Here is a 12191-nt window from a genome sequence, read left to right on the forward strand (position 1 = left end):
GAACCCCGCCCCGGGCCCCACACCCTGACGCCCTCTCAGCCCGTACGCCGCCGGAACAGCACCGCGCACAGCGGCAGCGTCACCACCAGCAGGCCCAGGCACCAGGTGAGCGCCAGCCAGGGGCTGTTGCCGGCCGGCTGGTCCAGCAGCAGAGCGCGCAGGGACTCGATCACCGGGGTCACCGGCTGCTGGTCGGCGAAGCCGTGCAGCCAGTCCGGCATGGTGTCGATCGGCACGAACGCGCTGCTGGGGTACGGCAGGAAGAGCATGCCGAAGGTGAACCCGCCTGCCGCCTCCGGTGTTCTGGCCAGCAGCCCCGCCGCCGCGCCCAGCCAGGAGAGCGTGGTGATGTACAGCAGCAGGATGCCGCTCGCCGCCAGCCACTCCGGCACTCCGGCGTGCGGGCGGAATCCGATGGCGAACGCCACGCCCAGCACCGCCGCCGTGGCCGCCAGATTGCGCGCCACGCTCGCCGCGACATGGCCGGTCAGTACGGCGGTCGGGCCGGTGTCCATCGAGCGGAAGCGGTCGATGATGCCGGCCGTCATGTCGTTCGAGACGGTGGTCGCCGTCATCGAGGCGCCGTATCCCGCGCACAGGATCAGCACGCCGGGAGCCACATAGGTCACGTACTTCCCGGTGCTCGTCTCGATGGCGCCGCCGAAGAAGTAGACAAACACCAGCATCAGCAGCACCGGCAGTACCAGCGCCGTGATCACCGCGTCCGGGTTGCGCCGGGTCAGCCGGACGGACCTGCCCGCCAGCACCAGATACTCACTCATGGGTCAGCTCCAGGAAGACGTCGTCCAGGGTGGCGCTGTGCAGTGCGAAGCGCGCGATGTGCTCGCGCCCGGGGTCCAACTCGTCCAGCAGGGCACGTATCCGGGCCGCGCTGCCGTCGGTCGCCACCCCCAGCACCAGCTCCTCCGGCACCCGGTGCAGCACGCGTCCCCCGAGCCGTCCGGCCAGCTCGGTGTACGCCTGCTGCCCGGCCATCGTCAGATCGAGCCGCTGGGCCGTCACCGTCTTCTTCAGCTCCTCGGGCGTGCCCTGGGCGATGACCCGGCCATCGTCCAGCACGGCCACCTGGTCGGCCAGCTGATCGGCCTCCTCCAGATACTGCGTGGTCAGGAAGACGGTCACGCCCGCCTGGGTCAGCGATCCCACCGTCTCCCACATCGTGCGGCGGCTGCGCGGGTCGAGCCCCGTCGTCGGCTCGTCCAGGAAGACCACCTCCGGATCGCCGACCAGCCCGGCCGCGATGTCCAGCCTGCGCCGCATCCCGCCCGAGTACGCCGACACCCTGCGGTCCCCCGCCTCGGCCAGCGCGAAGCGGGCCAGCAGTTCGGCGGCCCGGCGGCGGGCCGCGGCGCGTGAGTGGCCGCGCAGCCGCGCCATCATCCGCAGGTTCTCCCGCCCCGTCTGCTCCTCGTCGAGCGCCGCGTACTGCCCGGTGAGGCTGATGGCGCGGCGCACCCGGGAGCGGGCTGCGACCACATCGTGCCCGGCCACGGTGGCCCGTCCGGCGTCCGCGCCGGTGAGCGTCGCCAGGATGCGGACCGTGGTGGTCTTGCCCGCACCGTTGGGACCCAGCAGTGCGAAGACGCTGCCGCGCCGCACCCGCAGATCGAGCCCGTCGAGCACCCGCACGGAGCCGTACGCCTTGCTCAGCCCGTGTGTCTCGATCGCCCAACTCGCTTCTGCCGACTGGTACATGACGCGTCCCCCCTCTCTTCTGTGTATCCGATACGCGCTACTGCGTATGACATAAACACTACTGCGTATGCTATACACGTCGACAGTGGTGGAGGGCAACCCGGAGAGGTGGAACGGCCGACGATGGCGAAGCCGGAGCAGAAGCGGGAGCAGCAGTCGCCGAGTGGTCTCCCGGCAGGCGTGGCCGTCGCCTGGGGTCTGCAGGCGCGCCCCGGCAAGGGTCCGGCACGCGCTCTGGACGTACGGCGGATCGTCGCCGCCGCTATCGGGATTGCCGACGCGGAGGGGCTGGCCGCGCTGTCCATGAGCCGGGTCGCCACCGAGATCGGCGTCTCGACCATGGCGCTGTACCGCTATGTCGAGAGCAAGGACGACCTGCTGATCCTCATGGAGGACGCGGCCATCGGTACCCCTCCACCGGTCCCCGAGCCCGAAGCGGGCTGGCGCGCGGGTCTGGCGCACTGGGCGCGCGCCTACCGCGCGGTCCTCCAGCGCCACTTGTGGATCGTCCGCATTCCCATCGGCACCCCGCCGTTGTCCCCGCACAACGTGGAGTGGATGGAGCAGGCTCTCGCCCTGCTGCGGGGTACGGGCCTGGACGCGGAGGAAAAGCTCGGCGTGCTGATCACCATCAGCGGCTATGTCCGCAGCAACGTTGCGTTGCTGGCGGACATTGATGAGGCGACCCGGGCCGGCGCTGGTGAGTGGGAGGACGTTGAGCGCCGCTACTGGCAGTTGCTGTCCGACCTGACCGCGGCCGGCGATTTTCCGGCCATCCGTGAGCTCCTCGCCTCCGGCGAGCTGGCCGGCGCCGAAGCCGCCGACTCAGATGGGACCGCGGACTTCGACTTCGGGCTGAACGTGATCCTGGACGGCGTGGAGGTGCTCATCGCTTCGCGGTGACGCTGGCTCTGGGAACGGGGTGCCCCTTGCTGTGCGTTGCAGACTGCGGATTGGTTGTGGCTGTGGGGGCACCCCCTGCTCGAAGAGCTCGGGGGAGCAGTTCCCCGCGCCCCTTACGGGGCGCGTCTGCTGTGCTTGCCAGCCCCCCCTTGCGGGGCACCGAGAAGCGCGGGGCAAGCATTAACCCGCAGCGGCGCAATCCCCGCACGTGCCGAAAATCTCCACCGTGTGGCCGACGTTCACGAAACCGTGCTCGGCCGCGACCGAGGCGGCCCACTTCTCGACCACGGGGCCCTCGACCTCAACGGCCTTGCCGCAGGCGCGGCAGACCAGATGGTGGTGGTGGTCGTCGCTGTGGCAGCGCCGGTAGACGGCCTCGCCGTCGTCCGTACGCAGCACGTCGACCTCGCCCGCGTCGGCGAGGGACTGGAGGGTGCGGTAGACGGTGGTGAGCCCGACGGAGTCACCGCGGTGCTTGAGCATGTCGTGCAGTTCCTGCGCGCTGCGGAACTCCTCGACCTCGGCGAGTGCCGCTGAGACGGCGGCGCGTTGCCGGGTCGACCGGCCGCGTACAGGGGGACCTGCGGTGGTCACGCTCTGGCTCCTTACGTTCGTCGGCTCCGGCTCGGGGAGGCGCCGAGGCGGCTCCGGGCCGGTGCGGCGTTCGCGGCCACCCATTGTGCCAGGCGCTCCCGGAGTGCGGGTATTACACCCTGCTCGGGCGGTCCACCGGCCCCGTGCCGTTGTCGGCGTGCTCCTTCCCGTCCGCTACCAGGGTGCCCTCTTCGGCCCCTCCGGCGACAGCCCTCCCCTGGCCACGCGGACCGCCGCGGGAACCGTTCCGCGCTGCCCTTGCCCTGGCCAGCGGTGCGGCCAGCGCGGTGACCAGCCCGAACAGCGCGATCGCGATGACGACGATGCTGGCGCCCGGCGGAACGTCGGCGTAGTAGGAGGTCACCGTGCCCGAGAGGGTGACGGCCACCCCGAAGCCCATCGCCAGCCCCAGTGTGGCCGCGAAGCCGCGGGTGGCCTGCTGCGCAGCGGCGACCGGGATCACCATCAGCGCGCTGACCAGCAGCAGTCCCACCACCCGCATGGCGACGGTGACCGTCATCGCCGCTGTGACGGCCAGCAGCAGGTTCAGCAGCCGCACCGGCAGCCCCGTGACCCGGGCGAATTCCTCGTCCTGGCAGATGGCGAACAGCTGCCGACGCAGCCCGAGCGCGACGAGCAGCACGAAGACGGACAGCCCGACGATGGCGGCGATGTCCTGCGGGGAGACGGTGGTGATGGAGCCGAAGAGGTAGGTGGTGAGGTTGGCGTTCGAGCCGTTCGGCGACAGGTTGATGATCAGGACGCCGCCCGCCATACCGCCGTAGAACAGCATCGCCAGCGCGACGTCGCCGCGTGCCTTGCCGTACCAGCGGATCAGCTCCATGGTGATCGCGCCCAGCGAGGAGACGAGGACGGCCATCCACACCGGGTTGGTGCTCAGCAGGAAGCCCAGCGCGACACCGGTGAGCGCGACATGGCCGATGCCGTCCCCCATGATCGCCTGGCGGCGCTGCACGAGGTAGATGCCCACGGCGGGCGCGGCGATGCCGACCAGCAGTGCGGCGAGCAGCGCACGCTGCATGAACGCGTAGTCCAGCATCTCGATCATGAGAGCAACCCCGTCTCGATCCTCGGTGCCGCTTCGGCGGCGGGTACGGAGCCGTGCGGATGGCAGGCCAGGTCGTGCAGCCGGTCGGGGTTGTCCACCCGCTCGACCTGCCCGTCCCGCAGCACCACGGCATGGTCGATCAGCGGTGCGAGCGGGCCGAGTTCGTGCAGTACGAGCAGTACGGAGGTGCCCTGCTCCACCTGCCCGCGCAGGGTGTCGGCCAGCACCTCCTGGTTGGCCACGTCCACACCGGCCAGCGGCTCGTCCATGATCAGCAGCTCCGGTTCGGCGACCAGCGCCCTGGCGATCAGCACCCGCTGGTGCTGTCCGCCGGACAGCGACTCGACCGGGTCCCGCATCCGGTCCGCCATGCCGACCTGCTCCAGCGCGTGCCGTACCGCGGCCTTGTCCTCGCGGCCCAGCGGCCTGAAGCGGCGCCGCGCCAGCCGGCCGGCCGAGACGACCTCCCGTACGGTCGCGGGGACCCCGGCGGCGGCCGTGGAGCGCTGCGGCACATAGCCGAGCCGCCGCCAGTCCCGGAAGCGGGCCGACGGGGTGCCGAACAGCTCCAGTTCACCGCCGGTCAGCGGCACCTGGCCGAGTACGGCCCGGATGGTGGTGGACTTGCCCGACCCGTTGGCCCCCAGCAGCGCGACCGTCTCGCCGCGCGCCACCGTCAGGTCCACCCCGCGCAGCACGGGCCGTCCGCCCAGCGCGGCGGTGGCATCGCGCAGGGCCACCGCGGGCGGCCCCTCGGCTATGCCGGGGCCGTCCGCAGCCGCTTTCGTCCTCGTCATGCTCACATCCTCACTGCGCGCCGAGCGCCGTCTTGAGCGCGGTCAGGTTCTGGTGCATCACGGAGAAGTAGTCGCGCTTCTTCGGGTCCTTGATGGTCTCGATGGGGCTGAGCACCGAGGTCTTGAGCCGCAGATCGTCCGCGAGGGTCTTGGCGGTCTTGTTGCTGGCGTTGTCCTCGAAGAAGACGGTGTCCACGTCCTCCTTCTCGGCGACCTTGTGCAGCTCCTTCATCCGGGCCGCGCTCGGCTCCGACTCCGGGTCGATACCCGCGACGGCCTCCTGGTGCAGTCCGTACCGCTCGGCGAGGTAGCCGAATGCGGCGTGGGTGGTGATGAAGGTGTCGGTCTTCTTGGACTTCAGGCCGTCCTTGAAGTCCTTGTCGAGACTCTTGAGCCGGGTGACGAGATCTTTGGTGTTCTTCTTGTACTCGTCCTTGTGGTCGGGGTCCGCCTGCTGGAGCTTCTTGCCGACCCCCTCGGCGACCTCGGCGTAGCGCACCGGGTCGAGCCAGATGTGCGGGTCGCCCGCGGCGTCCTCGCCGTGGTCGTGCCCCTCGTGCTCCTTCTCCTCGTGGCCCTTCTTTCCGTGCTCGTCCCCGTGCTCGTCGTGGCCTTCCTCGCCGTGCACGTCGGTGCCGTGGTCCTCCAGCGTGGTGAAGGAGCCGGCCTCCGCGACGTTCTTGACGCCGGACTGCTCGACGGCCTCGTCCACCGCCGGCTGCAGCCCCTTGAGGTAGACGATCATGTCCACCTCGCTGAGCTGGCCTGTCTGCTTGGGGCTCAGCTCCAGGTCGTGCGGCTCGGTGCCGGGCTTGGTGAGGTTCTGGACCTCGACGTGGTCCCCGCCGATCTGCTGGGCGAGAAAGGCCATCGGGTAGAAGGACGCGGCCACCTTCACCTTCCCGTTGTCGCCGGAGCCGCTGCCGCAGGCGGCGAGAGAGAGGGAGGCGAGGCCGAGAGCGCTGAGGGCGGCGCCGGTGCGTATGAGCCGTCGAGGGCGGGGACCGATGTTCATGACACTCATTTTCATCGGAATTGGAAACGATTGTCAACTAGAGCTTCGCGCTCCGTGATCAAACTCCCATACCGGAACCGGGCCCCGAGCCGGCCCCCGAACCGGCGCCCGAATCGATACCCGAACCGATTTGCCGCGCCCCCTACGGCCCCCAGTAATCTGGGGTATTCCGTCTCGTCGTCAATGAAGAGAGCACCGTGGCCGCCGACAAGATCGACACAATTGTCAGCCTCAGCAAGCGCCGTGGCTTCGTCTACCCGTGCAGTGAGATCTACGGCGGGCAGCGTGCCGCCTGGGACTACGGGCCGCTGGGCGTGGAGCTGAAGGAGAACATCAAGCGCCAGTGGTGGCGCTCCATGGTCACCTCGCGCGACGACGTGGTGGGCATCGACTCGTCGGTGATTCTGGCCCCCGAGGTCTGGGAGGCATCGGGTCATGTCTCCACCTTCACCGATCCGCTCACCGAGTGCACCTCGTGCCACAAGCGCTTCCGCGCCGACCACCTGACCGAGGCGTACGAGGCCAAGCACGGCCGCGAGCCGGAGAACGGCCTGGCCGACATCAACTGCCCGCACTGCGGCAACAAGGGCGGCTTCACCGAGCCCAAGCAGTTCTCCGGTCTGCTCTCCACCCACCTCGGCCCCACCCAGGACTCCGGCTCGGTCACCTACCTGCGCCCCGAGACCGCGCAGGGCATCTTCACCAACTTCGCCGCGGTGCAGCAGACCTCGCGCAAGAAGCCGCCGTTCGGCATCGCGCAGATGGGCAAGTCGTTCCGGAACGAGATCACGCCGGGCAACTTCATCTTCCGCACCCGCGAGTTCGAGCAGATGGAGATGGAGTTCTTCGTCAAGCCGGGTGAGGACGAGGAGTGGCACCAGTACTGGATGGACCAGCGCTGGGCCTGGTACCGCGACCTGGGCATCCGCGAGGAGAACATCCGCTGGTACGAGCACCCGAAGGAGAAGCTCTCCCACTACTCGAAGCGCACCGCCGACATCGAGTACCGCTTCAACTTCGGCGGCAGCGAGTTCTCCGAGCTGGAGGGCGTCGCCAACCGCACCGACTTCGACCTCACCGCGCACTCCAAGGCGTCCGGCCACGACCTGTCGTACTTCGACCAGGAGGCCGGCGAGCGCTGGACCCCGTACGTCATCGAGCCGGCGGCCGGTGTCAACCGCGCCATGCTCGCCTTCATGCTGGACGCCTACATCGAGGACGAGGCGCCGAACGCCAAGGGCAAGATGGAGAAGCGCACCGTGATGCGCCTCGACCCGCGGCTGGCCCCGGTCAAGGTCGCCGTGCTGCCGCTGTCCCGCAACGAGCAGCTGTCGCCGAAGGCCCGCGGCCTCTCGGAGACGCTGCGCAAGCACTGGAACATCGAGTTCGACGACGCGGGCGCCATCGGCCGCCGCTACCGCCGCCAGGACGAGATCGGCACCCCGTTCTGCGTCACCGTCGACTTCGACACCCTGGATGACAACGCGGTCACCGTGCGTGAGCGCGACACCATGAAGCAGGACCGCGTCTCCCTGGACCAGATCGAGGGCTATCTGGCGGGTCGGCTGATCGGCTGCTGATCCGCTGCGCTTAAGCTGTCGTACAGCGCCGAGGCCCGGCACCCCCGCGAGGGGGTGCCGGGCCTTCGCCGTGTTCACCCTGCGGTGGGGCGGCGCAGCGGCCGTTCGTCAGCGCTCCGGGGAGCTGAGATCGCCCGCGGGCTGCCGGGCGGCGAGTTCGGCCACTTCCCTGCGGAGCTGCCGTACCTCTTCGGTCAGGGCGCTGATGGCCGCGGTCTGCCGTTCGCTCTCCGCCTCGTCCCGCTCGAAGCGGGCGATGAACCAGGCCGCGATGTTCGCGGTGACCACACCGAGCAGGGCGATCCCGGAGAGCATCAGCCCCACGGCGAGCACCCGGCCGGGGCCGGTGACCGGCGCGGTGTCGCCGTACCCCACCGTGGTCATGGTGGTGAACGCCCACCACACCGCGTCACCCATGGAGTGGATGCTGGAGCCGGGGTGGCCCCGTTCCACCTCCAGCACGGCCAGCGAGCCGAACATCAACAACCCGGCGCAGGCGCCGGCGACGTAGGTGGTCACCCGGATCTGGGTGGCCAGCCGGGCCCGCTGCCCCACCAGAAGCAGCGCGGAGACCAGCCTCAGCAGCCGGAGCGGCTGGACCATCGGCACGGCCACGGCGATGAGCGCGAACGGATGCCGGCGTATGAACAGCCATCGCTGCCGCGCCAGTCCGAGCCGTACGAAGTAGTCGCACGCGTACGCGCCCCACACGAACCACTCGGTCCCGTGGCACAGTTCCCGTACCCAGCGCGCCGACTCCGGTGCCACGACCGGGACCGCGTAGGCGATCGCGAACAGTCCTGCCAGCCAGAGCAGGGGTACCTCGGTGCGCTTCTCCCAGCGCTGACGCGCCGCGTCCGCCGGTGGGGTGCTGGTGTCGCCGTCCATGCCGTGGATCCTAAGGAGCACCGGCCACACCGCACGCGGGGCCATAGGTCACGGCGGGGGCCGAGCAGCAGCGGACGGGCGGTTTCGTCAGCCCTCGCCTTCCGAGGGCTTGCCGAAGGTGCTGGTGCCCAACTCGAAGTCAAAGGGCGGGGGAAGACGCAATGCCTTCCCGAACTGGCACGTCCTGCGCATCCAGTATCCCTCGGGTGCCGGGTCCGAAAAGACGGAGACGGTCTGCGCCTGCATGTCGAGCAGCAAATAAACGGCTACGCCTGCCTTCGCGTAGACCGACAACTTGTCGCTCCAGTCCACGTTGCGCGTCGAGGCCGAGGTCAACCCGGCCACGAGGACGAGGGCTTCACCATCGATGTATCGCGCATCGGTGTCGAACGCCTTCTCGGACGCGACGAAGACATCAGGCCCGAAGGCGCGCTCCTGGTCGGGGAAGGTGAAGAGGTAGGGGGAGCTGTCCACGATCGTCCCCGTGGGCACATGTGGTTCCAACTGGGCACGCAGGGAGCGCGTCGCCCGCAGGTAGTACCCCTTCGACCACGGCGACATGACGATGTTTCCCCCGATGATCTCCGCCCGGAAGCCCTCCGGTACGTCCATGGCCAAGAGCGTCCCGAGCAGCGCGTCGAAGCTGCCGTCCGGTTCGTCGGGGGTCTCTATGGCCGTGGACCGTTCAAGCATCACTGTCATGATGCGCCCTCCAAGTGCACTAAGCCACTAACAACTCACCGTAGCCAGGCGGGCCGACAATGTGAGCGGATCGGTGTGCCCGGTCCCTCGAAGGGGTGGGTTTCAGCTTGCTGCTGCGTGGAGGACTGCGTCCAGGAGGCCGGGGAAGCGGGTGTCGAGGTCGGTGCGGCGGAGGCAGTTGATTTTGGCGGTGCCGCGGTAGCACTGGTTGATGACGCCCGCCTCGCGAAGGACGCGGAAGTGGTGGGTGGCGGTCGAGGCGGAGACGGGCAGCTCGACCTGTGAGCAGGTGGCCCCGTTGTCCTCGCCCTCACCGTGAGTGCTCAGTTCGGTGACGATCCGTAGCCGCACCGGGTCGGCCAGTGCGTGCAGTACCGCCTCCAGGCGGATCTCTTCCCGCGCGGGGTGCGGGAGTTCGCGTACGGCGGTTGTCGTCGGCACGCCCTCATAGTACGGCAGCCATCGAAATTTGACAGGTATCGTATTACGGCGGTTACCGTACTAAGCACCGCTCGGCCCGCAATGGATTCAGGTGATTGGAGAGCGCCGTGAGCGCACTGTTCGAGCCCCTCACCCTGCGGTCGGTGACCGTGCCCAACCGCGTCTGGATGGCGCCGATGTGCCAGTACTCGGCCGCTGCCGACGGCCCGGATCGGGGTGCCCCCACCGACTGGCACCTCGCGCACCTGGGCGCGCGGGCCTCCGGCGGGCTCGGGCTGGCGCTGGCCGAGGCCACCGCCGTCACGCCGGAGGGCCGGATCAGCCCCTACGACCTGGGGCTGTGGAACGACCGCCAGCAGGAGGCGTTCGCCCGTATCGCCCGTTTCCTGGCCGGGCAGGGCACCGTACCCGGTATCCAGCTCGCACACGCGGGCCGCAAGGCGTCCACCGAGCGCACCTGGGTGGAGCGCGGCGCGCCCCTGACGCCCGGCGACGGCCACGGCTGGCGGCCGGTCGCCCCCAGCCCGCTGCCGTTCGCCGCCGCGCACACGACTCCTGCGGAGCTGACGCGCGAGCAGATAGCCGAGATCGTACGTGGGTTCGCGGACAGCGCCCGCCGCGCGCACGAGGCCGGGTTCAAGGTGGTCGAGGTGCACGGCGCGCACGGCTATCTGATCAACGAATTCCTCTCACCGTTCACCAACCGCCGCACCGACGAGTACGGCGGCTCCTTCGAGGGCCGTACTCGGTTCGCGCTGGAGGTCGTCGACGCCGTCCGCGCGGTGTGGCCCGACGAACTGCCGCTGTTCTTCCGGATCTCCGCCACCGACTGGCTGACCGAGAACCCCGAGGACGACCGCGAGGGCTGGACCGCCGACGACACCGTCCGCTTCGCCAAGGAACTGCTGGGCCGCGGGGTGGACCTGCTCGACACCTCCACCGGCGGCAACGCGCCCGACGCCCGTATCGAGGCCGTACCCGGCTACCAGGTGCCCTTCGCCGAGCGGGTCAAGAAGGAGACGGATCTGCCGGTCGGCGCCGTCGGGCTGATCACCGAGCCCCGGCAGGCCGAGCAGATCGTCGCCTCCGGGCAGGCCGACGCGGTGCTGCTCGGCCGCGAGCTGCTGCGCCGCCCGTACTGGGCGAACGAGGCAGCGGCCGAACTGGGCGCCGAGCCGCGCCGCCCGGTGCAGTACCACCGGGCGTAACCGTTTGAACCGGTGACGCTTCTATAGGGCTACTCCTTGCGGCCGGTTGCCGCGACGGTGACCCCGAGCCCGATCATGGCGAGCCCTCCGGCCCCGCCGACCAGGGACAGCCGCCGCGGCGACCGCGCGAACCAGCCCCGCGCGGTGGCCGCGGCCAGCCCCCAGGTGCCGTCCGAGACGACGGCGATGGCGTTGAAGACCAGGCCCAGCAGCAGCATCTGCAGCGTCACATGCCCCTGCTCCCGGTCCACGAACTGCGGCAGCACGGCCGCGAAGAACACGATCGTCTTCGGGTTGGCGACCCCGACGGCGAACCCCTCCCACAGCGTGCGCAGCCCGCCGTGCGCGGCGGCCTGCCCCTCGAACGCGTCCCGCAGCGAACGGCGCTGCCGCCACGCCTTGATACCCAGATGGACGAGATAGGCGGCGCCGGCCAGCTTCAGCACCGTGAAGACGAGCACCGACCGCTCCACCAGCGTCCCGATCCCCAGCGCCACCGCGACCACCAGTACGTACGCGCCCAGCGTGTTCCCCACCACCGTGGTGAGCGCCGCCCGCCGCCCGTGTGCCAGCGCCCGCCCGATGACGAACAGCACGCTGGGTCCGGGGACGACGATGAGCAGGAACGACATGGCCGCGAAGGCGAGTATGCGGTCGGCGGAGAGCATGCCGCCCATCAAAGCCGAAGCCCGGCCGGCCCGCATATCCTTTTGCGCCGGCTCCGGTCTTCACGTACGCCTATGGCTGCTGTCCCTGTTCCCCCGGCTCAGGAGTGACCCGATGCCGCTCGTAGAAGTCACCTGTGCGCCAGGCGTCCCCGACGCGACACTGCGCGAGCTCGGCGCGGTGCTCCCGCACCTGGTGTCCGTAGCGGTGGAGTGCCCCGAGGAGCCCTACGACGGTGATCTGCAACCCGGCGATGTGGAACTCAGGTTCCGGCAGCTCGGCCCCTTCGACCGCTGCGGCCTGGACGTCGTGATCGAGATCCGCTCCAAATGGTTCGAGAGCCGGGCCGCCGACCGGCAGCAGCGCGTGGACCAGCTCCACGAGAGCATCGCCGAGGCCACCGGCCTCGACGACTTCGGCGTCTACCTCTCCCTGCCCGTCGCCGCCTGGTCCCAGGGGGAGGAGCCTCACCCCGGCTGACCGCCATCCAGCCTGGGCGCGGCGGTGCCCTTCGAGACCGGGCCGGGCGGGTCGGGCATCGTGTGGAGGATCTCGCCGGCCTGTTCAGCGGCGCGGGCGTTGCTCTCGCCGACGAAGTCCATGAAACGGGAG

At 69.8% G+C, this 12191-nt stretch carries 14 protein-coding genes and 1 pseudogene; 4 read left to right on the top strand and 11 right to left on the bottom strand.

The annotated features are described in order from the left end of the window. Window positions 1–35: 35 nt before the first annotated feature. Both ITI46_RS29715 and ITI46_RS29720 read right to left on the bottom strand, forming a co-directional pair. On the bottom strand, window positions 36–782 hold the full coding sequence (locus ITI46_RS29715; RefSeq protein ID WP_209243019.1) for an ABC transporter permease: 747 nt from the start codon (window positions 780–782) through the stop codon (window positions 36–38). After that, complete coding sequence (locus ITI46_RS29720; protein ID WP_209243020.1) at window positions 775–1716, bottom strand: ATP-binding cassette domain-containing protein; 942 nt, start codon at window positions 1714–1716, stop codon at window positions 775–777. Before ITI46_RS29720 ends, ITI46_RS29715 begins: the two co-directional genes overlap by 8 nt. A gap of 123 nt (window positions 1717–1839) precedes the next feature. On the opposite strand from ITI46_RS29720, the gene ITI46_RS29725 reads away from it, so the two are divergent. Beyond that, window positions 1840–2619 (top strand): TetR/AcrR family transcriptional regulator, encoded by a 780-nt coding sequence (locus ITI46_RS29725; protein ID WP_209243021.1) that lies wholly within the window; start codon window positions 1840–1842, stop codon window positions 2617–2619. A gap of 180 nt (window positions 2620–2799) precedes the next feature. On the opposite strand, the gene ITI46_RS29730 is transcribed toward ITI46_RS29725, so the two are convergent. The 4 genes from ITI46_RS29730 to ITI46_RS29745 form a co-directional block, all read right to left on the bottom strand. Continuing rightward, complete coding sequence (locus ITI46_RS29730; protein WP_209243022.1) at window positions 2800–3213, bottom strand: Fur family transcriptional regulator; 414 nt, start codon at window positions 3211–3213, stop codon at window positions 2800–2802. Between the two features lie 112 nt (window positions 3214–3325). After that, the gene (locus tag ITI46_RS29735) at window positions 3326–4282 is read right to left on the bottom strand and encodes a metal ABC transporter permease (protein WP_209243023.1); all 957 of its coding nucleotides are present in this window, start codon (window positions 4280–4282) and stop codon (window positions 3326–3328) included. Further along, window positions 4279–5079: a metal ABC transporter ATP-binding protein gene (locus ITI46_RS29740; RefSeq protein ID WP_209243024.1), complete on the bottom strand. Its 801-nt coding sequence runs from the start codon at window positions 5077–5079 to the stop codon at window positions 4279–4281. The genes ITI46_RS29735 and ITI46_RS29740 overlap by 4 nt, the downstream gene beginning before the upstream one ends. Window positions 5080–5089: 10 nt before the next feature. Continuing rightward, on the bottom strand, window positions 5090–6094 hold the full coding sequence (locus ITI46_RS29745) for a metal ABC transporter substrate-binding protein (RefSeq protein ID WP_209243025.1): 1005 nt from the start codon (window positions 6092–6094) through the stop codon (window positions 5090–5092). A 197-nt stretch (window positions 6095–6291) separates the two neighbouring features. Between ITI46_RS29745 and ITI46_RS29750 the strand changes: the two genes are divergently transcribed. After that, entirely contained in the window at window positions 6292–7674 is a 1383-nt protein-coding gene (locus ITI46_RS29750) for a glycine--tRNA ligase (RefSeq protein WP_209243026.1), read from the top strand. A gap of 108 nt (window positions 7675–7782) precedes the next feature. Here the strand turns inward: ITI46_RS29750 and ITI46_RS29755 are convergent, their stop codons facing one another. The 3 genes from ITI46_RS29755 to ITI46_RS29765 form a co-directional block, all read right to left on the bottom strand. Further along, a complete protein-coding gene (locus ITI46_RS29755; protein ID WP_209243027.1) occupies window positions 7783–8562 on the bottom strand; it encodes a potassium channel family protein in 780 nt (259 codons plus the stop codon). 87 nt (window positions 8563–8649) lie between these two features. Then, window positions 8650–9264 (bottom strand): Uma2 family endonuclease, encoded by a 615-nt coding sequence (locus ITI46_RS29760; RefSeq protein ID WP_209243028.1) that lies wholly within the window; start codon window positions 9262–9264, stop codon window positions 8650–8652. A 102-nt stretch (window positions 9265–9366) separates the two neighbouring features. Continuing rightward, the gene (locus ITI46_RS29765) at window positions 9367–9705 is read right to left on the bottom strand and encodes an ArsR/SmtB family transcription factor (protein WP_209243029.1); all 339 of its coding nucleotides are present in this window, start codon (window positions 9703–9705) and stop codon (window positions 9367–9369) included. A gap of 107 nt (window positions 9706–9812) precedes the next feature. Between ITI46_RS29765 and ITI46_RS29770 the strand changes: the two genes are divergently transcribed. Then, window positions 9813–10913, top strand: coding sequence for an NADH:flavin oxidoreductase/NADH oxidase (locus ITI46_RS29770; protein ID WP_209243030.1), 1101 nt, complete (start codon window positions 9813–9815; stop codon window positions 10911–10913). Between the two features lie 29 nt (window positions 10914–10942). Here ITI46_RS29770 and ITI46_RS29775 read toward each other — a convergent pair whose 3' ends face one another. Continuing rightward, complete coding sequence (locus ITI46_RS29775) at window positions 10943–11581, bottom strand: LysE family translocator (RefSeq protein ID WP_209243031.1); 639 nt, start codon at window positions 11579–11581, stop codon at window positions 10943–10945. 112 nt (window positions 11582–11693) lie between these two features. On the opposite strand from ITI46_RS29775, the gene ITI46_RS29780 reads away from it, so the two are divergent. Beyond that, complete coding sequence (locus ITI46_RS29780) at window positions 11694–12059, top strand: hypothetical protein (RefSeq protein ID WP_209243032.1); 366 nt, start codon at window positions 11694–11696, stop codon at window positions 12057–12059. Here ITI46_RS29780 and ITI46_RS36260 read toward each other — a convergent pair. After that, window positions 12047–12191, bottom strand: a pseudogene (locus ITI46_RS36260) (MarR family transcriptional regulator); the annotation flags it as partial. The gene ITI46_RS29780 and the pseudogene ITI46_RS36260 overlap by 13 nt on opposite strands.

The sequence above is a fragment of the Streptomyces oryzae genome (genome assembly GCF_017676365.1).
Classification (GTDB): domain Bacteria; phylum Actinomycetota; class Actinomycetes; order Streptomycetales; family Streptomycetaceae; genus Streptomyces; species Streptomyces oryzae.